This window comes from Nitratireductor rhodophyticola, from assembly GCF_019891355.1.
Classification (GTDB): Bacteria; Pseudomonadota; Alphaproteobacteria; order Rhizobiales; family Rhizobiaceae; genus Nitratireductor; species Nitratireductor rhodophyticola.
On the sequence record NZ_JAHSSF010000001.1, the window covers coordinates 729,249 to 752,152 of the forward strand.

The window sequence follows — 22,904 nt, forward strand, 5'->3', positions numbered from 1 at the left end:
GGGGGAAGACCCCGCTCTGCGGGCTTCTCCTTGCATTTCTTGGTCTATCGAACGCCATTGTGATCATATTAATAGGTCCTGCCCCTAGAACGATCCCACAGTCGTAATCGGAGAACACAGTTTTGTCAGTGGTCGACCTGCAGGAACTCCCCGCTTTTCTCGATGCAGGCCAGACGCTGGCCGGGCTCGATCTTGGCACCAAGACCATCGGGCTGTCCGTGTCCGATCGCGGGCTGTCTCTGGCAACCCCCCGTCAGGTGATCATGCGCAAGAAGTTCACGCAGGATGCCGAAGCGCTGCTTGCCGCCTTCAAGCGCGACAATGTCGGCGGGGTCGTCATCGGCCTGCCGGTGAACATGGATGGCAGCGAAGGCCCGCGCGCGCAGTCCACGCGCGCCTTCATTCGCAATCTTGAGCGGCTGACAGACCTGCCGGTCGCCTTCTGGGATGAACGCATGTCGACGGTTGCCGCAGAGCGGGCGCTGCTTGAAATGGATGTATCGCGCCGGAAACGGGCGGAGCGGATCGATTCGGCCGCTGCCGCCTTCATCCTTCAGGGCGCGCTGGACAGGTTGCGCGCTTCGGGTGCTGCGTCGCGGGACCGATAAGCGGCGCGTTTCTCCCTGAACCAGCCCCAGAGAGCACGTCGGCGCCTGAAAGCGACGATGCCCAGAAGGATAAAGCTGTCGAGCACGCAGGCGCGCGCCACCATGCCGGGAATGATCGCGGGATCGATGCCCAGAATGTCGCCGTAGATCCGGAACAGAAGATCGTTCATCTCGCGGCTGAAAAAGCCGAGGCCGAAATTGATGTCATGATAGGACAGGCCGTACCAGCCCCAGAACAGACCAAGCGGGAGTGCCCAGAAGATCAACAGGTAGCGCATCACGGGTTCCCATGGTCGTTGGCGGGCGGTGCGAAGCGCAGGCGCTGTCTTCGCGCGACACGATCAGCCATTGTGTCGTGTGCGGCATCGATAATGCGCAACGTCGAGACACGGGATGCGGTCCGCATTGCCGGCACCGTTTCTTCGCTCTCCGCGCCAACTTCAACACGGCGCAGAACCAGATGTGTCGCGAGCACGGCCAGGAACTTCATCGTTATCGCGGCCGAGGGAGCGACTGTTGCCGCCTTCGCAGCGAGCCCCGCGTAGAGAACATCCACCAGAAGCATGACCAGCGCAGCGGCGCAGGCAAGCCCGGCGAGATTTGCGGTCTCGCGCCGGTCCCCCTCCTCAAGCAGCGACACGAGCAGCGTCCATGCAAAGAGGGCGGCGACGAGCGCGTTGCCGAGCACCACGCCCAGATGGCCGAAAAACTGCGCCGCCTGCCAGACGCTGTCCGCACCTGGTGCGCCAGCAGGCATCATGATGCCTTCGGCCAGCGCGGCCGACCAGGCGGCAAGGCCGAAATTGACGGTCCAATAGACCGACAGAAGGATTGCGAATGTGCGGTTCATGAGTCTCGCCTCTGGATGAGAAGCACACTGAACCGACGCAAATCGACCTGCAACGCTTACCAATCGTTAAGGTTAACTTTCACAGGCGGCGCGCACCCGTCCCGCGCTTTACAGTTTCAATATCGACCATTAGCTAGGGTCAGGACCCATTAATATGGCCGCAATGGCGTTCGATAGACCAAGAGATGCGAGGAAACGCCCGCAGAGCGGGGCCTTTCCCCGGTCAAGGGGTTTGCCGCGGCAGGTCGCTGGTCTATCGAGCGTCCTTCGGATCGGCCTGACTTGCACGGCCTACTTTGTCGCAAGGCCTTGAAAGACATGAAGTCTTCCTGCGACCTTGCTTCGCGTATCCGCACAAATCTGGCCGACCATTGCGGCCATATTAATGGGTCCTGACCCTAGAAGAACCCTCCTGCCGCCGGATTCCCCATGTTCGCTATTTTCGAAAGCATCCTTCCGATCTTCCTGCTCATCATTGCGGGCAATGTGTTGCGGCGGACGCCGCTCATCCGGGATGAGACGTGGCCGGGGCTCGAGCAGCTTTGCTACTGGTTCCTCTACCCGGCGCTGCTTTTCATCACGATTGCCAACGCCGATTTCTCAAAACTCCGGCTCGATGCCCTGCTCGGCGCGCTTTCGGTCTCGGTCTTTGCGATGATCTTGCTGGTCCTGGCGCTGTGGCCGGTGCTCAGGGCGAGCCGGTTGATCCGGCACAGTCAGTATTCCTCGCTGTTCCAGACGGCCATACGCTGGAACGGGTTTATGGCACTGGCTGTGGCGCAGAAACTCTTTCCGCCTGAGGGTGCCGCCGTGGTCGCGCTGGTGATGGCGACGATCATCATTCCCATCAACATCGCTTCTGTGTTCGTTGTGACGCGCTTCGCCGACAGCAGCGCATCCTGGTCGAAAGTGCTTCTGGACGTTGCGCGCAATCCGATGGTGCTGGCGGCGGCGGCGGCCGTCGTGCTGCGCTTCATGCCGTTCGGTCTCTATCCGCCGCTGAACCAGACGCTGGACCTGGTCGGACGCGCCGCGCTCGGCATGGGGCTTTTGACCATCGGTGCGAGCCTGCGCCCGGGCGATTTCCTCGCCGCACGGGCGGCACTTTGGACATCCGCTTTTTTAAAGCTGGTTTTCTTTCCGGTGTTGATGATCTCGATCGCGCTTGCCTTTGGCGTTTCGGGCCCGGCGCTCGATTATCTGGCACTTTGCGCTGCGGTCCCGACCGCAATGAACGGTTATCTTCTCGCACGACAGCTTGGTGGCGATGCACCGCTCTATGCGAGCATCACCACACTGCAGACGGCACTCGCCTTCTTCACGATACCGCTGGTTCTGACAGTCGTGGCTCAGCTCGCCTCGGGGTAAAGCACATCGAGGATGGAAGCCGCGTCATGGCGCGCATCCAGCATGCCATAGGTGCTGCGCCACTGGCCGGCCAGACGCGTCTCGATGAAGGCATCGGCAACACGGCCGGCGCCCATGCGCTTGAGTTCGGCCGCTGCAGCGGCGAGCGCGAGCTGCTCGGTCAGGATGCGCGCCGAGCCCTCGTCCGTCTGACACACGCGGGCTGCGGCGGCCAGAACCTCGAGCGTCGCTCCACCCTTTTCGCCAAGATCCCCGCCGATCATGCCCAGCACCTCGTCAAAAAGCCCGGCGTTGCGTTCGAGGACCCGCAGAACGTCGAGCCCCATCACATTGCCGGAGCCTTCCCAGATCGCGTTGACCGGGGCTTCACGGTAGTGACGGGCGAGCGGGGCCTCCTCGACATAGCCATTGCCGCCCAGGCACTCCATCGCCTCATAGGTGACGGCGGGCGCCAGCTTGCAGACCCAGTATTTGACGACCGGCGTCATGACGCGGGCGAAAGCCGCATCGCCGCGGCTGTCGGCCGCCTCGTCGAAGGAGCGTGCGAGCCGCATAGAAAGCGCCGTTGCGGCGGCGACGTCCAGGGCCATGTCGGCAAGCACTCGCATCATCAGCGGCTGCTCGATGAGCCGCGCGCCGAAAGCCTTACGGTGGCGCGTGTGATGCACGGCTTCCGCCAGTGCGGCACGCATCATGCCCGCTGAGCCCAGTGCACAGTCGAGCCGCGTCAGCGTCACCATGTCCATGATGGTGCGGATCCCACCACCCGGCTCGCCAACCAGTTCGCCCATCGTTCCGTGGAATTCCACTTCCGAGGACGCATTCGAGCGATTGCCGAGCTTGTCTTTCAGGCGCTGGAGATGGAGGCCGTTTCCGGTGCCATCTTCAAGCACGCGCGGAACGAGGAAACAGGACAACCCCTTGTCGGCCTGCGCCAGAACGAGAAAGGCGTCCGACATCGGCGCCGACAGGAACCATTTGTGCCCGGTCAGGCGATAAATCTTACCTTCAAGGCGTTCGGCGCGGGTCGTGTTTGCGCGCACATCGGTTCCACCCTGTTTCTCGGTCATCCCCATGCCGATGGTGATGCCGCTTTTCTGAGCGACGGGCTTGTTCGAATGATCGTATTTGCGGACGGCCACACGCGGCGCCCAGCGGCGAAACAGCGTGTTGTCCGCCATTAGCGCCGCCAGCGAGGCATTCGTCATGGTCAGCGGGCACAGATGCCCGCATTCAAGCTGCGCAGTCAGATAAAAGCGCGCGGCGCGTATCTGGTGGCGATGGCCCGCCTCCGCTTCTGTCTTCTCCCAGATGGAGGAATGAAGCCCATTGGCGGCCGAACGGCGCATCAGTGCGTGATAGGCGGGGTGATACTCAACCAGATCGAGCCGGTTGCCGTATCGGTCATGGGTTCTGAGCTGGGGCGTCTCGGCATTGGCCAGCCGGGCCAGATCGAGCGCCTCCTGATTGCGCACGAAACGCCCGAGCGTATCGAGCTCTTTGCGCACGGGCTCGGAAAACCGCTCCGCCGCCTGCATCAGCAAAGGATCGCTGCGCCAGGCATTGGTCCCGGCGATCGGAGGCGACTGGTTGGTTACTTCGTGCGTCACGGCTTCACTCTATCACAACAAAAATGCGGCGCGTCGGGAATCAAGGCGCGCTCGACGCTTCATAGTGGCAAGCACACCTTGCCAATCGATGAAAGCGCGATGAACCACAAAAACACAAAACCTGTTATTTGTGCCCCGTTGATGTGCTTCGCACGCGATGCGCGCTTGCAGCCCACCAGACTGCGGCCTATAGCAGGCTCTTGAGATGACAAACGCCTCTTTCCCACTTTACCCGCACCGCCATCTGCTTGGCATCAAGGGGCTGTCGCCCCTCGACATCGAAACCCTTCTCGACCGGGCTGACGCCGCCGTAGCCATTTCACGGCAGCAGGAGAAGAAAACGGCCGCGCTGCGCGGCCGTACGCATATCAACCTTTTCTACGAAGCCTCGACACGCACCCAGTCTTCGTTCGAACTGGCCGGCAAGCGGCTGGGCGCGGATGTCATGAACATGTCAGTCGCAAGCTCCTCGACCAAGAAGGGCGAGACGCTGCTCGACACCGCGATCACGCTGAACGCCATGCGGCCCGACATTCTGGTGATCCGGCACGCGGCGGCCGGTGCTGCAGCCCTGCTCGCACAAAAGGTTTCGTGCTCGGTCGTCAATGCCGGCGATGGTGCCCATGAGCACCCGACGCAGGCGCTGCTTGATGCGCTGACGATCCGCCGCGCGAAAGGCCGAATCGGCGGGCTCACCGTGGCGATCTGCGGCGATGTGCTGCATTCGCGCGTGGCGCGCTCGAACATCGTTCTGCTGAATGCAATGGGCGCGCGGGTGCGGGTCGTTGCGCCCTCGACGCTTCTTCCCGCCGGCATCGAACAGATGGGCGTCGAGCCCTTTACGCGCATGGATGAAGGCCTCAAGGGGGCGGACATCGTGATGATGCTACGGCTCCAGCGTGAGCGGATGGCGGGATCGCTCATTCCCTCGGTGCGGGAGTATTTCCGCCATTTCGGCCTCGACGCAGAGAAACTGAAGGCTGCCAAGGACGACGTGCTGGTCATGCATCCCGGCCCCATGAATCGCGGCGTGGAAATCGCCTCCGAGATCGCCGACGGGCCGCAAAGCCTCATTCAGGAGCAGGTGGAGATGGGCGTGGCCGTGCGCATGGCCGTGATGGAAGCGCTGCTCGATCCGCGACGCAACGCCGAGGGAGGCCCGGCATGAGCGCGACCGTCTTTCAGAACGCCCGTATAGTCGACCCCTCGCGCGGCATGGACGAAAACGGTTCGGTCATCGTCGCCGACGGCAAGATCGTTGCCGCCGGCGCCGACGCGCACAATCAGGGCGCGCCCGAGAACGCCCGGACCGTCGACTGCCGGGGGCATGCCATCCTTCCCGGCCTGGTGGATTCGCGTGTGTTCATCGGTGAACCCGGCGCGGAACATCGCGAAACCATCGCCTCGGCGAGCCGGGCCGCTGCCGCAGGCGGCGTGACCTCGGTCATCATGATGCCCGATACGACGCCCGTGATCGACGATGTTGCGCTGGTTGAGTTCGTTAAACGCACCGCGCGTGAGACGGCGACAGTCAATGTTTTTCCCGCCGCCTCCGTGACCAGGGGCTTTGCCGGTAAGGAGCTCTCCGAATTCGGCCTGCTGCGTGAGGCGGGCGCGGTCATGCTGACCGAGGGGCGTTCGACCATCGCCAACGCGCTGGTGATGCGGCGCGCCCTCACCTATGCCCGCGATCTCGGCATCACCATTGCTCACGAGACGCAGGACCCGCATCTGGCGTCCTCGGGCGTGATGAATGAAGGGCTTTTCGCAAGCTGGCTCGGGCTTCCCGGCATTCCACGAGAGGCCGAAACCATACCGCTCAGCCGCGATCTCATGCTCGCCGGACTGACCGGCGGACGCTATCACGCGGCCAAGATTTCCACCGCCATGTCGGCGGCAGCCATTGCCCGCGCCAAAAATGATGGCGCGGATGTCAGTGCCGGCGTCTCGATCAACCACCTGACCTTGAACGAGAACGATATCGGCGATTATCGCACCTTCTTCCGGCTTTCGCCGCCCTTGCGCACCGAGGATGACCGGCTCGCCATGGTCGAAGCGCTCAAAACGGGGGCGATCGACATTATTGTCTCCTCGCACGATCCGCAGGACGTGGATACGAAGCGCCTTCCCTTTGCCGAAGCCGAGGCCGGTGCCATCGGGCTTGAGACGCTTCTGGCGGCGGCCCTACGCCTTTATCACAATGGCGACCTGCCGCTCATGCGTCTTGTCGAGTGCCTGTCAACCGCGCCGGCGCGTCTGTTCGGCCTGCCCGGCGGAACGCTGAAACCCGGAGCAGGCGCAGATCTGGTTTTGGTGGACCTCGACGCGCCGTGGATCGTGCGCGAGACGGATATTCGCTCACTTTCAAAGAACACGTGTTTCGAAGGTGCGCGAATGCAGGGCCGGGTCTTGCAAACAATGGTTGCAGGCCGCACAGTGTTCACGGCCTGAGTGAACGCAGTTTCAGGGGAGAGAGCCCGATGCCGGATCCCATCAGTTGGCAGCTAGCACTGCCCTATCTCGTGGCCGCGCTCCTTTTCGGCTATCTGCTCGGCTCCATTCCGTTTGGCCTTATCGTGACGCGGCTTGCCGGCCTTGGCGATGTCCGCAAGATCGGCTCGGGCAATATCGGCGCAACCAACGTGCTGCGCACAGGCAACAAGAAGCTCGCGGCCCTCACGCTCCTTGGCGATGCGCTGAAGGGCACGGTCGCCGTTCTGCTGGCCGGCCTTTACGGGCCCGATCAGGCTGTCGCGGCGGGGCTTGGCGCGTTTCTCGGCCATCTCTTTCCGGTCTGGCTCGGATTTCGCGGCGGCAAGGGCGTCGCCACCTATCTCGGCGTCCTGATCGCCATCGCCTGGCCGGGGGCTCTCATCTTTGCCGGAATCTGGCTCGCGGTGGCCTTCATCACCCGGTATTCGTCGCTTTCCGCCCTCGTGGCCGCCATCGCCGTTCCGGTCGGCCTCTATCTTCTGGACTATGTCCAGGCGGCGGAACTTTTCATCCTCATGAGCGTGATCGTGTTTATCAAACACCGTACCAACATCTCCCGACTGATGGCGGGCACCGAAACCCGTATCGGGGGCAAGGGGTGAACGCGCCCGGCGAAGGCGCGCGGCTTAGCGACCGACAGCGCCTCGCCTGGCTTCAACTGCTGCGCAGCGAGAATGTCGGCCCGGTGACATTCCGCCAGCTCGTCAATCACTATGGCTCTGCCGAAACGGCTCTGGAGATGCTGCCCGAGCTCGCGCAGCGTGGCGGGGCAAAAAGACAGATCGTCATCGCCTCACGGGCGGATGCAGAGCGCGAGATGGAGGAAGCCCGGCGTCTGGGCGCCGCCTTCGTCGCCGTGGGCGAAGCTGATTATCCGCCGCTGATGCGGCGCATGGATCAGCCCCCGCCCCTTTTGGCAATGAAGGGCGATCTCTCCATCGTGCACAGACCGACGGTTGCACTGGTCGGCGCGCGAAACGCCTCCCTCACCGGCATGAAAATGGGCCGGCAACTGGCGGCCGCACTTGGAAGCGCCGGTTTTTCCGTTGCTTCCGGGCTGGCGCGGGGCATCGATGCCGCCGCTCATCAGGGCAGCCTCGACACCGGCACCATCGCCGCCCTTGCCGGCGGGCTGGACAAGCCCTACCCGCCCGAAAACTGCGCTCTTTTCGAGGAAATCGCAGAACGCGGGACCGTTCTCAGTGAAATGCCATTCGGGTGGTCGCCCCGGGCGCGCGATTTTCCGCGCCGCAACCGTCTCGTCGCGGGGATTGCCTTTGGCCTCGTTGTGGTGGAAGCCGCCAGGCGTTCCGGTTCCCTGATCAGTGCACGGCTGGCGGGAGAGATGGGGCGGCTTGTCTTTGCAGTGCCTGGATCGCCATTCGACCCCCGCACCGGCGGAACGAACGCTCTGCTCAAGGACGGAGCGATCCTCGTCACCGAAGCCGACGACGTGATCTCCCACATCGCGCCGCTGCTGGACAGGCCCATTTCGAGACCGGAAAGCCTGGAAGAGCCGCCGTCATTCTCGGCTGCTCCGCCACCCAGTGACAGCGACCGCGATCGCATCACTCAGGCGATGGGGCCGTCACCCGTACTGATAGACGACATTATCCGTCATACGGAACTGCATCCATCGCAGGTGCTGACCGTGCTGCTCGAACTCGATCTGGCTGGCCGGCTTGAACGGCATTCAGGAAGCGCGGTTTCGCTTCTTCCCCCGGACATCTAGGTCGAGCCCGTTCCCTTCGAAACGATATGGCTGGTCGCCGCGGATGATGTCACCCGCCTCCAGATATGCCATCTCGATCATGTAAGCGAGCATGTCACAGCGTTCTGCGAGCGCCATCGTCCGCAACTGACCGAGCATCGCCTGCATGTAGTCGAGTGCGTCTGTTCGACCCCCACTGCAATGTTCGCCCATTCGCCGACACTCCCTTCCAGAGCATCGGACCGAAAAGTGGAATCCGGTTTTCGGACTATTCCGATGCTCCACCAATAGTTTAGATCGTCCTTTGTGCGTCCGGATGGACGCACGGCGATCTAGTGCATCGGACCGAAAAGTGGAAACCGGTTTTCGGGCTGCTCCGATGCTCCATCCATAGTTTAGATCGTCCTTTGTGCGTCCGGATGGACGCACGGCGATCTTGCGCCAGGCACCCTTTCGTCCAGGCACCCCTTCGTGTTGTCCGATGCTTTTTGGTGCTGCTTTCGTGTGCTTTCGTGTTGCCCGCTACCTGCCGTCCCCGATCATTCTCCATTAAGGACCCAGATGGAGTATACACACCATTATAAACAAATAAACGGAAAATTTTACGATAAACAAACCCTGTCCACAGGCGCTTTACAGCGGACGAAATTCCCATTGGCCCTTGACCGAACGAGAAAGCACGGCCATTTGACGAGGCTGGATTCGTTCAAATTGCGAGGCGCCGCGACACGCCGGATGCCTGCGGGGAAATCTGAAAGCTTATGGATCTCGTTATCGTCGAGTCGCCGGCCAAGGCGAAAACCATCAACAAATATCTGGGCTCGAACTACAAGGTTCTGGCTTCGTTCGGGCATGTGCGGGACCTTCCGCCCAAGGATGGCTCCGTGCGTCCCGACGAGGATTTCGCCATGTCGTGGAGCGTGGACAGCCCGTCCTCCAAGCGGCTGAGCGACATTGCCAAGGCTGTGAAGGATGCCGACACGCTGATCCTTGCCACCGACCCCGACCGCGAGGGTGAGGCGATTTCCTGGCATGTGCTGGAAGTGCTGAAGCAGAAAAAGGTGCTGAAGGACAAGCCGGTCCAGCGTGTTGTTTTCAACGCCATCACCAAAAAGGCCGTACTCGATGCGCTCTCTCATCCGCGTGAGGTGGATGCGCCGCTGGTGGATGCCTATCTTGCGCGCCGTGCGCTCGACTATCTGGTCGGCTTCACGCTCTCGCCCGTCCTGTGGCGCAAACTGCCGGGAGCGCGCTCGGCCGGCCGTGTGCAGTCGGTGGCGCTGCGGCTTGTCTGCGATCGCGAGGCGGAGATCGAACGGTTTATCCGCGAGGATTACTGGCAGATTGCCGCCACGCTCGCCACGCCGCGCCAGGAAAGTTTTGAGGCGCGGCTGACGACAGTCGACGGAAAGAAGCTGCAGAAGCTCGACATCAAGAGCCAGGAGCAGGCCGACGACATCAAGGCGATGCTTGAGGGCGCCTCGTTCAGGGCGGTCTCCGTCGAGGCGAAGCCGACGCGGCGCAATCCCGCCCCGCCCTTCACCACCTCCACCCTGCAGCAGGCCGCCTCCTCGCGCCTCGGTTTCGGTGCGTCGCGCACCATGCAGGTGGCGCAGCGCCTTTATGAGGGCATCGACATTGGCGGCGAGACAGCCGGCCTCATTACTTATATGCGTACCGACGGCGTTCAGATGGCGCCCGAGGCGCTCGATCAGGCCCGCAAGGCGATCGGCGCGGAATTCGGCGAGCGCTATTTGCCCGAAAAACCGCGCTTTTATTCGGTAAAGGCCAAGAATGCGCAGGAAGCGCACGAGGCGATCCGCCCGACGGATTTCTCCCGCACGCCCGATCAGGTGCGCCGCTATCTCGATGCCGATCAGGCCCGTCTCTACGAAATGATCTGGAAACGCGCCATCGCTAGCCAGATGCAGCCGGCGGAGATCGAGCGCACCACGGTCGAGATCGCGGCCGAAAACGGTGCCCGCAATGCCGGCCTGCGTGCCGTTGGTTCGGTGATCCGGTTCGAGGGTTTCCTTGCCGCCTACGCGATCGACAAGGACGAAAACGCCGAGGACGAGGAAAGCCGCCGCCTGCCCGAAATTCACGAGGGCGAGACGCAGACGCGCGAGAAGATCGACGCCACCAAACACACGACCGAGCCGCCGCCGCGCTACTCGGAAGCCTCTCTCATCAAGAAGATGGAAGAGCTGGGCATCGGCCGCCCCTCCACCTATGCGGCGACGCTCAAGACGCTTGAGGATCGTGACTATGTGACGATTGAGAAGCGCAGGCTCATGCCGCAGGCCAAGGGCCGGCTCGTGACCGCATTCCTCGAAAACTTCTTCGAGCGCTATGTGGAATACGATTTCACGGCGGACCTTGAGGAAAAGCTCGACAAGATCTCCGACGGCCAGCTTTCCTGGAAGGAGGTTCTGCGTGACTTCTGGCAGGATTTCTCCGGCCATGTGGACGAGATCAAGGAACTGCGTGTCACTAATGTTCTCGATGCGCTGAACGAGGAACTTGCGCCGCTCGCATTCCCCGCCAAGGAAGATGGCAGCGATCCGCGCGCCTGTCCGCGCTGCGGCACCGGTCAGCTCTCCCTGAAACTCGGTCGTCACGGCGCGTTTGTCGGCTGCTCCAACTATCCCGAATGCGGGTTTACCCGCCAGTTCGGCGAGGCCGGCAATGGCGAAAATGGCGAAAACGGCCTCGACGGCGACAAGGTGCTCGGCAAGGACCCGCACACCGAAGAAGAGATCACGCTGCGCTCCGGCCGTTTCGGCCCCTATGTGCAGCGGGGTGAAGGCAAGGAAGCCAAGCGCGCCGGCCTACCGAAGGGCTGGGCGCGTGATTCCATCGACATCGAAAAGGCATTGGCGCTGCTCTCCCTCCCCCGCGATGTCGGCCAGCATCCCGAATCCGGAAAGATGATTTCGGCCGGTATCGGGCGCTATGGTCCCTTCCTTCTCCATGACGGCGCCTACGCCAATCTCGAGAGCGTCGAGGACGTGTTCTCCATCGGTCTCAACCGCGCTGTCACGGTGATTGCGGAAAAACAGGCCAAGGGCGGGCGCGGACGTTCCACGCCGACGGCCCTCAAGGAGCTTGGCGATCATCCGGACGAGGGCGGCAAGATCACCGTCCGCGACGGGCGCTATGGCCCCTATGTGAATCACGGCAAGATCAACGCCACCCTTCCCAAGGGGAAGGACCCAATGGATGTCACCCTTGAGGAAGCCTTGGAGCTGATTGCCGCCAAGGCGGCCAAGGGCGGCAAGAAGAAGCCGGCGGCGAAAAAGAAGGCTCCCGCGAAGAAGACGACAACGGCGAAAAAGACCACCGCGGCGAAGAAGAAAACCGCAGCCAAAAAAGAGGAATAACGCCTTGGCGCGCAGCATTTCCGGCAAGTCGAAAGCAAAGACCCGCACCCTCGGCAAAGCCGGACGCAACGCGAAATCTGCCACGGCGGCAGCCGGAGACGGTCTTCCCGATCGCGATGCGGTGCTGCGCTTCATCAAAGACAATCCCGACCGCACATCGAAGCGCGACATTGCCAAGGCTTTCGGCCTCAAGGGCGGCGACCGCATCTGGCTCAAGGACATTTTGCGCGATCTTCAGGACGAGGGGCTTCTGAAGAAGACGCGCAAGCGCCTTCTGCGCCCCGGCGCACTGCCGCATGTGGTCGTGCTCGACGTTTTCTCACGCGATGCCTCCGGCGCCCTGCTGGCCCGGCCTGCAGAGCGGGAGGATCAGGACGAGGGTGCAGGTCCCCTGCCCCTCGTGGAACTCCGCACCCAGAAAGGCGGCAAGGCTGCCGGCATCGGCGACCGCGTCCTGGCCCGTGTCTTCCCGACCGAAAGCAGCGAAGGCCCCGCCTATACGGGCCGCGTGATGAAGGTGTTCGAAAAACGCCGGCAGAGCCTTCTCGGTGTCATCCGCAAATCGAAGGATGGCGCCTTTCGCATCGAGCCCGTGGAGCGCACGCAGCGCGAACTCGTGGTTGACGGGAACGATCTGAACGACGCGCAGGATGGCGATCTGGTCGAGATCGAGCCCATGTCCGGCGGGCGCTATGGCCCGGCGCGCGGCAGGGTGACTTCGGTCATCGGTTCACTTTCCAGCGAAAAGGCGGTCTCCATGATCGCCATTCACGCGCATGAGATTCCGCATATCTTCCCCGACGGGGTGATCGCCGAGGCGGAAGCCGCGAAACCCGTCACGCTTTCAGGCCGCGAAGACTGGCGTGACATGCCGCTCATCACCATCGACCCGGCAGACGCCAAGGACCATGACGATGCCGTCATGGCCGAGCCCGACCCGGACGAAAAGAACCCCGGCGGCTTCATCGCCACCGTCGCCATTGCCGATGTCGCGCATTATGTGCGGCAGGGTTCCGCACTCGACCGGGAGGCCCTGAAACGCGGCAATTCCGTCTATTTTCCGGACCGTGTCGTTCCGATGCTGCCCGAGCGCATTTCCAACGATCTGTGCTCGCTGCGCGAAGGCGAGCCGCGTCCGGCCCTTGCCGTGCGCATGCGTTTTTCGGCGTCCGGCCAGAAGGTCGGTCACAGCTTTCATCGCGTCATCATGCGCTCGGCGGCAAAACTCTCCTACCAGCAGGCACAAAAGGCCATTGACGGCGAGCCGGACGACAGGACGGGCCCGCTTCTCGAGCCCATCCTGAAGCCGCTCTGGGATGCCTACGCGGTTCTGAAACGCGGGCGCGACAACCGCCAACCGCTTGAGCTCGACCTTCCGGAGCGCAAAATTCTCCTGAAGGGGGACGGCACTGTCGATCGCGTCGTCGTGCCCCCGCGCCTCGATGCGCACAAACTGATCGAAGAGTTCATGGTGCAGGCCAATGTGGCTGCGGCCGAAACGCTTGAGGCCAAACGCCAGGCGCTCGTCTACCGCGTCCACGATGCCCCGTCGCTTGCCAAGCAGGAGGCGCTGCGGGAGTTTCTGCGCACTTTCGAGATCTCGCTGGCGCGTGGCGCGCAGCTCAAGCCCGCCCAGTTCAACGCCATCCTCGCCCGCGTGCGCGACACCGAGCACGAACAGCTCGTCAATGAGGTGGTCTTGCGCTCGCAGAGCCAGGCCGTCTACGCGCCTGAAAATCTCGGGCATTTCGGCCTCAACCTGCGGCGCTATGCCCATTTCACCTCGCCGATTCGCCGCTATGCCGATCTGATCGTCCATCGCGCGCTCATTGCGGCCCTCGGGCTCGGCAAGGATGGCCTGACCCAGGAAGAGGAATCCCGGCTTGAAGAAATCGCAGCGCTGATTTCGGCCACCGAGCGGCGCGCCATGGCGGCGGAGCGCGATACGGTGGACCGGCTTGTTGCCGAGCATCTGTCGGGCCGCGTCGGCGAAGAATTCGATGCCCGCATCTCCGGCGTGGCCAAGGCGGGACTTTTTGTCCAGTTGCCGGATTATGGCGCAGATGGCTTCGTGCCTGTCTCTACGCTTGGAGACGAATACTATATCTATGACGAAGCCCGGCATGCCATGGTGGGCGAGCGCAGCGGGCGCGGCTTTCAGCTCGGTGACAGCGTGTCCGTCCGGCTGGTCGAGATCGCGCCGCTGGCCGGCGCCATGCGCTTTGAAATGCTGAGCAAGCCCGAGAAGCTGCCGGGATCGATGAAATCGCTCCACAAGGCAAAGGGTCGCTCCGGGCGCGCTTCGGGCAAAAGCCGCCGCGCCTCGCAGGGCAGGAGACGATGATGGAAGAGAGAATCTACGGCGGCGCAGCAGCGCCAAAGAAGCCCGAACGTCCCCTAATGGAAGCCATGAAACGCGGCTTTATGGGGCGTTGCCCCAGTTGCGGCGAGGGAAAACTCTTTCGCGCCTATCTGAAAACCGCCGATCAATGTCCTGAATGCGGAGAAGAACTTCACCATCACCGCGCCGACGATCTTCCGGCCTATCTGGTGATTTTCATCGTCGGTCACATCGTCGTCGGTGCCTTCATGGGAATGGAGGCGTTCACCGACTGGCCCGGCTGGGTGCATCTTTCGATCTGGGTGCCGGTCACGCTGATCATGTCGCTCATTCTGATCGGACCGGTCAAGGGGGCGATCGTCGGCCTGCAATGGGCCTATTACATGCACGGCTTCGGCGATGAGGAAGACCTGCCGGAAACCCACCCGGAGCTTCCCGAACACTCCGGGAGGCGCTCATGAGCGGGCGGCCCAACCGCATGGATGGCCTCGACAAGGCTGCCGTCGACCGCGCGGAAGCAAAGGATTTTTCGCTCGGCGGCAAGCCCATGCGGCCGCGCGACGCGGCAACCCTCATCCTGCTCGATCGCAGCGGTGACGAGGTCCGGGTGCTGATGGGGCGTCGCCATCGCAAACACGCGTTCATGCCCGGCCGTTTCGTGTTTCCCGGCGGACGCACCGATCCCGCCGATGGCCGCATTCCCGTTGCCGCAGGTCTGCACCCTGACGAAGAGCGCCGGCTGATCGGCACCGGTTCGCGCGCTACGGCAGCGCGTGCGCGCGCCGTCGCCATGTCGGCAATCCGCGAGACTTATGAGGAAGCCGGTCTTCTGATCGGCGAAAAAGGCACATTCAGCACGACAGCGAAGGACTGGCAGGGCTTTGCCGAAAACGGCGTTTGCCCCTCGCTTTCCGGCCTGCGTTACATCGCCCGTGCGATCACGCCGCCCGGTCGTGTGCGCCGCTTCGACACCCGCTTTCTGGCCGCCTGGCGCGATGACGTGGCCGTGGAACTGCCCGATGGTGGCCCGACCCACGAGCTGGAAGAGCTGGTCTGGCTTCCCATTCCCGAAGCCAAGGAAACCGAGGTTCCGCTCATCACCTGCACGATCCTCGATGATCTGGAACAGCGTCTCAAGGTTGATCCGGAGCTCAAGCCGGGAGCGCCCGTGCCCTTCTATTCCATGCGCTACAACCGCTTTGAGCGGGCGCTGATCTAGGGTCAGGACTGGTGCGTGGTTCGACAAGCTCACCATGAGGGACGGTGGCGCTACAGCGCCGCGCGTCTTATAAGACGCGCAAAGGACGCTGTAACACTTTCAAATGATGCATGTTCGTTGTCTTTCAAATGAATTCATTTGAAAGCGACATGCATTAGCGAACAATGCCTCTCTGCCGCTGCTCCAGATGAAGCCCGGTGAAACCCTCCCTCATGGTGAGCTTGTCGAACCACGCACAGGCATTGCAGCCACCGATCAAGCGAAACATTGAGATAAAGGAGGGGCGGCCCAGCCTAGAGCAGGCTCCAGCCAAAGCGGGCGGCGACAATGATCATGAAGAGGCCGAACGCCGTTTCGAGCTTTCTCTTGTCGAGTGCATGGGCGATCCGCACGCCAAGCGGAGCGACGAGCAGCGTGATCGGGATGATGAGCAGGACGGCGATCCAGTTCACATAGCCGGTGGACGCAATCGGCAGAAGCGGTTCGCCCCATCCTGCCCACACATAGCCGAACAGGCCCGGGATCGAAATCAGAACGCCGACGCCTGACGAGGTCGCCACAGCCTGGTGCATGGGCCGGTTGAAGAGCGTCATGAAGGTGTTGTTCATGACACCGCCGCCAATGCCCATCAGGGTCGACAGAAATCCGATCAATGTGCCGACAAGCGAGCGCGCCGGATTTCCTGGAATGTCGGCTCCCAGCCGCCAGGTCTCACGGTTCAAGAGAAGCCGGACACCGACCAGAAGGGCAATCACCGCAAAAATCGCCCGCAGGCCGCCGCTGGACACATGGGCAGCCACAAGCGTTGCCAGCACCACACCGACCGGCACGGCGATAACGAAACTCCGCAACAGATCCATATCCACAGCGCCACGCAGATAATGCGACCGGAAGGAGCGCAGCGAGGTCGGAACGATGATGGCAAGCGACGTACCGACGGACAGGTGCATGCGCACCGCCTCGTCCACGCCGACGAGCCCGAACACCTGATAGAACACCGGGACAAGGATCGCGCCGCCACCGATGCCGAACAGGCCGGCAAGGATGCCGGCCACGACGCCCGCTGCCGCCAGCGCAGCAGCAAACATGGCGATTTCGCCCATCGGCAGATTCATGATGTCCCCCTCTCAAATCCGGCCCAGCGAGGCTGGATCACCGTGCGTCCAGCCGGACGCAAAGGGTGATCTAAGCTGTTGATAGAGCGTCGGAATAGCCCGACAACCGGATTCCACTTCTCGGTCCGATGACCTAGCTAGCGCCGATGCGGCACAAATGCAATTTCCTGTGGTGAGATCGAGATCAGGCCGCGTCGCGTCGGGTGCCAAGATCGACAGCCGAAAAAGCCTCGCGCAGGACTTCCGCGCCGGCACCCGGCTTCGTCGCCCTGCTTGAGAGGATCTGTCGATAGCGGCGTGCGCCGTCGAAACCATGAAAAAGACCAATCATGTGCCGTGTCACATGCGACAGCCGTCCGCCACTGGCGATGTGCCGTTCGGCATAGGCCGCCATTGCCTCGATCAGCAGGGCGTAATCGACCGGCGCCCGTTCGCCGCCCTCAAGAAGAGCATCAACGTCCGCCAAAATGGCCGGGTTCTGATAGGCCGCGCGCCCCAGCATCACGCCGTCCACATGCGCAAGATGCGCGGCCGCCTCGTCAAGGCTGACAATGCCGCCATTGATGCCGATGAACCAGTCGGGATTGGCCTGTTTCAGACGATAGACGCGGTCATAGTCGAGCGGCGGGATTTCCCGATTTTCCCTGGGGCTCAGCCCCTGCAGCCACGCCTTGCGCGCATGCACCCAAAGCGCATCCGCTCCAGCCGACCAGGCCGCATCGGCGAGCGCATCGAGCGCGATCTCGGTGTCCTGATCGTCCACCCCGATCCGGCATTTCACCGTTACGGGCAGAGATACACGCGCCTTCATGGCCGAAACACCGGCCGCCACGACGTCCGGCGTCTTCATGAGGCAGGCACCGAATGTTCCCGACTGGACCCGGTCTGACGGGCAACCAACATTGAGGTTGATCTCGTCGTAACCGAACCCGGCACCGATCTCCGCCGCTTCCGCGAGTTTTTCAGGATCCGAACCGCCAAGCTGAAGCGCGACGGGGTGTTCGCTCCGGTCAAAACCGAGCAGGCGTTCGCGATCGCCATGAATAACGGCATCGGCGACGATCATCTCGGTGTAGAGCAGCGCCCTGCCCGTCAATTGCCGGTGAAAGAACCGACAGTGCCGGTCCGTCCAGTCGATCATCGGGGCGACGGCGAATTTTGAATAATTTTCAGTCATTTACATGCGTTTTATAGATTGCAACGTGATTGGACGGACTGACGCTCCCCGCTCCTCCGATATGTGACTCATTTCGCGTGTTTTTTCAAAGTGTATGTACCAGGTGTCACTCAGCACGGCTTTTCTGCTCATGCCCGGCACAATGGGAGGCCATCATCCCACACGAAACCGTCTGCCGCGGTTTCTTCCCGTATCCTGTCGTGAACAGGATGCTTTGCGGGCCTGGCTCCGCCCATATCGCCTGCTCCTAACGGCGAATTTCGGCCCGTTCCAGCATGTAACGCTCCGCCGCTTCCATGTGGTCGCGCATGATCTGCGCTGCCCGCTCGCCGTCACCGGCCTTGATGGCCCGCATCAGGCTGATCTGGTAATGCAGGCCTGCCTCTCGCAGCGCCGGGTTCGGCTCCTTGTAGATCGCCCGACACACGGTCATGTCGCGCAGAAGGCTGACGAGGAAAATGCAGTTGAAGCCGAGCAGCGTGTTTTCTGCATGGCGCGCGAGCTCGACGTGAAAGTCGAGTTCGGCGAGACGCTGTCGGTATTCCTCTTCCGCCGTCTCCGGTTCTGCCTCGTAGAGCCGTATCTTGGCCTGCAGCTCTGTGAACGCCTCATGCGAAAGCCGGCCGGCAACACTTGCCGCAAGCTGCGGCTCGAGAACCTTGCGGATCGCATAGATCTCCGCGATGGACGGTGGCTGGAACAGGAAGAGATTGTCGAGCAGCCGAATGGCCTGGTCGGCTCCGACCGTGGAGACGAACACGCCGCCCCCCGGTCCCGTCTTGCTGACGATCAACCCCTGAAACTCGAGTATTTTCTGCGCCTCCCGCAGCGTTCCGCGCGATGCTTCCTGCGTTTCCGGCAACAGCCACTCATGCGGAATGCGGTCTCCTGGCCTGAGACCGTGCGTGACGATCATCTCGCGTATGCGGTCGGCAATGATATCCGGTCGTTTGCGGCGTTTGAGCACCGTGGAAAGCTGCGAAGGCCCGGGAGCCGGTGGCGGACTGCTGCGGTCAGGCATCCTCGTTCTCTTTGACGGGGTGATGGCACGCGGCCATGTGCCCCGGGTGGCCGGGTGCGGCCTCGAGCGGTGGCTGCACCGATTTGCATCGGTCGGTTCCGCGCGGGCAGCGTGCGAAGAAAGCGCAGCCCGGCGGTGGATCGTACGGATCCGGCAGTTCTGTATTCGCATCTTCCGGGATGAGCGACCGTTTTCCCGGAACCGGCGCCGATTTCAACAGGAGATGCGTGTAGGGATGGCGCGGCGCGGCGAAGATGCGCTCCGATGCGCCGAGTTCGGCGAGCCGGCCGAAATAAAGCACCGCCACCCGGTCGCTGACGCTTTCAATCACCGAAAGATCGTGGCTGATGAAGACATAGGTGAGGCCGAATGTCTTTTTGAGGTCGTCGAGAATGTTCAGAACCTGCGCCTGCACCGAAACGTCGAGCGCGGAAACCGGCTCATCGAGCACGATAAGCTCGGGGTCGGCGGCCAGCGCACGGGCGATGCCGATGCGCTGCGCCTGTCCGCCGGAGAACTCGTGCGGGTAGCGCTCCAGGAATTCCGGCGCGAGATTGACCGCCTCCATCAGCTCTCGCAGGCGCTTTTCGCGCGCCTCGCGGTCCAGTCCGAGCAGATGTTTGAGCGGTGCTTCGAGAATGGTGCGGATTATCTTGCGCGGATTGAGCGACGCGACGGGATCCTGAAAGACATACTGCACGCGCCGCGCAAGCTTCTGCGGGTCGCGTCTGGCTTCGGCAACCAGATCCACCCCGTCGAAGGTGATCGCGCCGCCGGTGGGCATATCGAGGCCGACGATCAGGCGTGCAAGCGTAGACTTGCCGCAGCCCGATTCCCCGACCACGCCAAGCGTTTCGCCCCGGCGCACATCAAACGATATGCCCTGCACCGCATGCACCGCCGGCAGGGTTTTTCCGAACAGTGTGCGTCCGCCACCGAAGACCCGCTCGGCATTGTCAATTTCCAGAAGGGCCGGGTCAGTCATCGGCGATTTCCCCCGTCATTGGATAGAGGCAGCGCACGGCCTGCGTGTCGCCAAGGCTGGTAAGTGCGATATGCCCCCTGCGGCAGTCGGGCTTCACTCGCGGGCAACGTGCCGCGAAGGCGCAGCCCGGCGGCAGATCGTTGACCACCGGCGGACGCCCTTCGATGGCATCGAGCCTCCGGCCGGGCTCGCCCAGAACCGGCACACAGTCGATCAGCTTGCGGGTATAGGGATGCGCCGGCGCATTGAGCACCTCCTCCGTCGTCCCCGTTTCGACGATGCGTCCCGCATACATGACGGCAACCCGGTCGCAGACGGCCGACACGACCCCGAAATCATGGGTGATGAACAGGATCGCCGCACTGCTTTCCCGCCTCAACGTGTCCATCAGCGACAGGATCTGCGCCTGCACGGTCACGTCCAGCGCCGTTGTCGGTTCGTCGGCGATGATGATCCTGGCGTCATTGGCAAGCGCCATGGCGATGCACACGCGCTGGCGCATGCCGCCGGAAAGCTCATGCGGATAGACCTTCAACCGCTCCGCCGGATTGGTGATGCGCACCAGACGCAGCAGCTCCTCGGCGCGCGCATCCGCCTCCGACCGCCGGACCGGCCGATGCGCCATGATCGCTTCCGTAAGCTGGTCGCCGATGGTGAACAGCGGATGCAGGGTGGATAGCGGGTCCTGAAACACATGGGAGACATCCGCGCCGCGCAATGCGCGGATGCGCTCATCGCTGACGGCGAAAAGGTCTTCGCCGTCGAGCCAGGCAGCCCCGCCCGTGATGCGGCCGGGCGGAGTCGGCACCAGCCCCATGAGCGACATGGCCGTCACGGATTTGCCGGAACCGGATTCGCCGACAATGCCAAGGCATTCGCCCTGCTTGAGGTACAGGTCGATGCCGCCCACCGCGCGATAGACGTCATCACCGATGTGAAACTCCGTGTTCAAGTCTGCCACTTCCAGAACGCTGTCATCATGGGTGCGGGTTTCCGGCACCGTGCGACGCTCAACGGCGGTGCGGGCCACGGGCCGCGTCAGCGCACCCGATTTCAGCCGCGGGTCGAGCACGTCACGCACGCCATCGCCCAGCAGATTGATGCTCATGACCAGCGCAAAGATCATCAGGCCGGGAATGATCGAAACATGCGGCGCGGTGAAGAGGATCTTGCGGCCCTCGCCCAGCATCGAGCCGAGATCGGCCTGCGGCGGCTGTGCACCGAGCCCGAGGAAGGACAGGCCGGCCGTTTCGAGGATCATCCAGCCGATGGTCGTCGACATGGTGATGATGATGACCGGCAGCACGTTGGGCAGGATCTCGCCAAACAGAATGCCCGCATTCGACTTGCCCGAAAGACGCGCAGCATCGACGAACTCGCGCCGCGACAAACCGATGGTGATGCCGCGAATGTTGCGCGCGAAGAAGGGGATGTTCACCACCGCGATGGCGTAGAGCGCATTGAGCAGGCCCGGCCCGAGCGCCGCCACGATGGCCAGTGCCAGCAGGATGTAGGGAAACGCCATCACCATGTCGATGCCGCGCATCAGGAAGGCGTCCACGCGCCCACCCGCATAGCCTGCCACCAGCCCGATGAGCGAGCCGAAAAAGGCGGCGATCAGCGTCGCCGAGATGCCCACGGCAAGGCTGACGCGCGTGCCCCAGACAAGCCGCGAGAGAATGTCGCGCCCGAGTGCATCCGTGCCAAGAAGGTGCCCTTCGGAGAGCGGGCGCAACAGCCTGTTGGCCGGTGCCGTCGCGTCCGGGTCGGGCAGCGGCAGGAGCGGCGCCAGAAGCGCGGCCGCGATGATCAGCACCAGCAGTGCCAGCCCGGAAGCCGCAAGCGTGTTGTTGAGAAGCAGGCGGACCGGACCGGGGCGGCCTGCCCCCCGCGCCCTGCCCTTCGCGGCGGTGGAAACGGCTTCACTCATCAGCGCAACCTCGGGTCAAGCAGCGTCTGCACCACATCGGCGGCCAGATTGAAAAGAACATAGGCGGCGGCCACCACCAGAACCCCACCCTGCACCAGAAGCAGATCGCGGGTGGAAATGGCGTTGACCAGCATCGAACCGATGCCCGGCCACTGGAACACGGTTTCGATATAGACCGCACCTCCGAGCACGAACCCGGCCTGAATGCCGATCACCGGAATGACGCTGACAAGTGCGGCCTTGAAAGCGTGACGGTAGATGACGCGCCTTTCGGTCAGCCCCTTGGCGCGCGCGGTGCGTATGTAGTCCTGCCGCAGCACTTCCAGCATGGCCGTGCGGGTGAGCCGCGCGATGACGCCGGTGGCGACCACCGCCAGCGTCAGCGCCGGCAGAAACAGGTGGTGAAGCAGGTCCGGCAGATCGCCGCCGCCATAAATGGCGTACATGCCACTGGCCGGGAACAGCCGGATCTTGACGGCGAAAGCCAGGATGAGAAGCAGGCCGAGCCAGAAGGACGGTATCGAAATGCCGATCAGCACCAGAACGGTGATCACCTTGTCGGCCAGACCATACTGGCGCACGGCCGAGACGACGCCCGCCAGAAGGCCGAGGATCGAGCACAGCACCAGCGCCGTGCCGGCCAGGATCAGCGTGGCCGAGAAACGCTCCAGCACCTCGTCCAGCACAGGCCGGTTGAGCGCATAGGAACGCCCGAGATCGCCCTGAAGAAGGTTCCCGAGCCAGATCAGATATTGCTGGGGCAGTGGCTTGTCGAGGCCGAGATCCGCGTTGATCCTGGCCACGTTCTCCGGTGTCGCATAGGAGCCGAGAATGGCTGTTGCCGGGTCGCCGGGGATCATCGCCATGATCAGGAAGACGATGATCGAGAGCCCGAACAGGACCGGGATGGCGGCAAGGAGGCGCTTGGCTATGTAAGCTGCCATGGCTGGGGCCTCGTTTCAGGTTCGGTTATGGGCGCGGTTCACTTTTGATGCGATGCCCTGCATGCCGCCCTCGCCCTTCGACAGGCTCAGGATGAGGGCTGTGCAGGCGCAGTGCGTCGGTTGAACATGCTGCATGTGCGCCGTCGCCC

At 62.9% G+C, this 22,904-nt stretch carries 19 protein-coding genes; 10 read left to right on the top strand and 9 right to left on the bottom strand.

The genetic code is table 11. From position 1 onward, the window contains the following. Positions 1-122: 122 nt before the first annotated feature. Positions 123-608: a Holliday junction resolvase RuvX gene (ruvX, locus tag KUG85_RS03425; RefSeq protein ID WP_223004123.1), complete on the top strand. Its 486-nt coding sequence runs from the start codon at positions 123-125 to the stop codon at positions 606-608. On the opposite strand, the gene KUG85_RS03430 is transcribed toward ruvX, so the two are convergent. Both KUG85_RS03430 and KUG85_RS03435 read right to left on the bottom strand, forming a co-directional pair. Then, positions 554-886, bottom strand: a complete 333-nt coding sequence (locus KUG85_RS03430) for a DUF6105 family protein (RefSeq protein ID WP_223004124.1) — start codon at positions 884-886, stop codon at positions 554-556. The two genes, ruvX and KUG85_RS03430, sit on opposite strands and share 55 nt — an antisense overlap. After that, the gene (locus KUG85_RS03435) at positions 886-1,458 is read right to left on the bottom strand and encodes a hypothetical protein (protein WP_223004125.1); all 573 of its coding nucleotides are present in this window, start codon (positions 1,456-1,458) and stop codon (positions 886-888) included. The genes KUG85_RS03430 and KUG85_RS03435 overlap by 1 nt, the downstream gene beginning before the upstream one ends. Positions 1,459-1,887: 429 nt before the next feature. Between KUG85_RS03435 and KUG85_RS03440 the strand changes: the two genes are divergently transcribed. Beyond that, the gene (locus KUG85_RS03440; RefSeq protein ID WP_223004126.1) at positions 1,888-2,826 is read left to right on the top strand and encodes an AEC family transporter; all 939 of its coding nucleotides are present in this window, start codon (positions 1,888-1,890) and stop codon (positions 2,824-2,826) included. On the opposite strand, the gene KUG85_RS03445 is transcribed toward KUG85_RS03440, so the two are convergent. Continuing rightward, positions 2,808-4,436 (bottom strand): acyl-CoA dehydrogenase family protein, encoded by a 1,629-nt coding sequence (locus KUG85_RS03445; RefSeq protein ID WP_223004127.1) that lies wholly within the window; start codon positions 4,434-4,436, stop codon positions 2,808-2,810. The genes KUG85_RS03440 and KUG85_RS03445 overlap by 19 nt on opposite strands. Before the next feature lie 205 nt (positions 4,437-4,641). Here KUG85_RS03445 and KUG85_RS03450 point away from each other — a divergent pair, with 205 nt between their 5' ends. From KUG85_RS03450 to KUG85_RS03485, 8 genes are all read left to right on the top strand, one after another. Further along, entirely contained in the window at positions 4,642-5,604 is a 963-nt protein-coding gene (locus tag KUG85_RS03450) for an aspartate carbamoyltransferase catalytic subunit (protein WP_090326197.1), read from the top strand. After that, positions 5,601-6,887, top strand: a complete 1,287-nt coding sequence (locus KUG85_RS03455; RefSeq protein ID WP_223004128.1) for a dihydroorotase — start codon at positions 5,601-5,603, stop codon at positions 6,885-6,887. Before KUG85_RS03450 ends, KUG85_RS03455 begins: the two co-directional genes overlap by 4 nt. A gap of 29 nt (positions 6,888-6,916) precedes the next feature. Continuing rightward, a complete protein-coding gene (plsY, locus tag KUG85_RS03460) occupies positions 6,917-7,531 on the top strand; it encodes a glycerol-3-phosphate 1-O-acyltransferase PlsY (protein ID WP_065817523.1) in 615 nt (204 codons plus the stop codon). After that, positions 7,528-8,661, top strand: coding sequence for a DNA-processing protein DprA (gene dprA, locus KUG85_RS03465; protein WP_223004129.1), 1,134 nt, complete (start codon positions 7,528-7,530; stop codon positions 8,659-8,661). Before plsY ends, dprA begins: the two co-directional genes overlap by 4 nt. Positions 8,662-9,401: 740 nt before the next feature. Continuing rightward, entirely contained in the window at positions 9,402-12,023 is a 2,622-nt protein-coding gene (topA, locus tag KUG85_RS03470) for a type I DNA topoisomerase (RefSeq protein WP_223004130.1), read from the top strand. A 4-nt stretch (positions 12,024-12,027) separates the two neighbouring features. Continuing rightward, positions 12,028-14,367 (top strand): ribonuclease R, encoded by a 2,340-nt coding sequence (rnr, locus tag KUG85_RS03475; RefSeq protein ID WP_223004131.1) that lies wholly within the window; start codon positions 12,028-12,030, stop codon positions 14,365-14,367. Beyond that, positions 14,367-14,825 carry a DUF983 domain-containing protein gene (locus KUG85_RS03480; protein ID WP_223004132.1) on the top strand — a complete coding sequence of 153 codons (459 nt, stop codon included), beginning with the start codon at positions 14,367-14,369 and terminating at the stop codon, positions 14,823-14,825. The genes rnr and KUG85_RS03480 overlap by 1 nt, the downstream gene beginning before the upstream one ends. A 17-nt stretch (positions 14,826-14,842) precedes the next feature. Continuing rightward, complete coding sequence (locus KUG85_RS03485; protein WP_223004492.1) at positions 14,843-15,583, top strand: NUDIX hydrolase; 741 nt, start codon at positions 14,843-14,845, stop codon at positions 15,581-15,583. A 293-nt stretch (positions 15,584-15,876) separates the two neighbouring features. Here the strand turns inward: KUG85_RS03485 and KUG85_RS03490 are convergent, their stop codons facing one another. The 6 genes from KUG85_RS03490 to KUG85_RS03515 form a co-directional block, all read right to left on the bottom strand. Beyond that, positions 15,877-16,698 carry a sulfite exporter TauE/SafE family protein gene (locus KUG85_RS03490; RefSeq protein ID WP_223004133.1) on the bottom strand — a complete coding sequence of 274 codons (822 nt, stop codon included), beginning with the start codon at positions 16,696-16,698 and terminating at the stop codon, positions 15,877-15,879. Between the two features lie 184 nt (positions 16,699-16,882). Beyond that, on the bottom strand, positions 16,883-17,875 hold the full coding sequence (gene dusA, locus KUG85_RS03495) for a tRNA dihydrouridine(20/20a) synthase DusA (protein WP_223004134.1): 993 nt from the start codon (positions 17,873-17,875) through the stop codon (positions 16,883-16,885). Between the two features lie 247 nt (positions 17,876-18,122). Further along, on the bottom strand, positions 18,123-18,896 hold the full coding sequence (locus KUG85_RS03500) for a FadR/GntR family transcriptional regulator (RefSeq protein ID WP_223004135.1): 774 nt from the start codon (positions 18,894-18,896) through the stop codon (positions 18,123-18,125). Beyond that, positions 18,889-19,881, bottom strand: a complete 993-nt coding sequence (locus KUG85_RS03505) for an ABC transporter ATP-binding protein (protein WP_223004136.1) — start codon at positions 19,879-19,881, stop codon at positions 18,889-18,891. Before KUG85_RS03505 ends, KUG85_RS03500 begins: the two co-directional genes overlap by 8 nt. Then, the gene (locus KUG85_RS03510; protein WP_223004137.1) at positions 19,874-21,811 is read right to left on the bottom strand and encodes a dipeptide/oligopeptide/nickel ABC transporter permease/ATP-binding protein; all 1,938 of its coding nucleotides are present in this window, start codon (positions 21,809-21,811) and stop codon (positions 19,874-19,876) included. Before KUG85_RS03510 ends, KUG85_RS03505 begins: the two co-directional genes overlap by 8 nt. Beyond that, the gene (locus KUG85_RS03515; RefSeq protein ID WP_007006773.1) at positions 21,811-22,755 is read right to left on the bottom strand and encodes an ABC transporter permease; all 945 of its coding nucleotides are present in this window, start codon (positions 22,753-22,755) and stop codon (positions 21,811-21,813) included. Before KUG85_RS03515 ends, KUG85_RS03510 begins: the two co-directional genes overlap by 1 nt. Between the last annotated feature and the right edge of the window lie 149 nt (positions 22,756-22,904).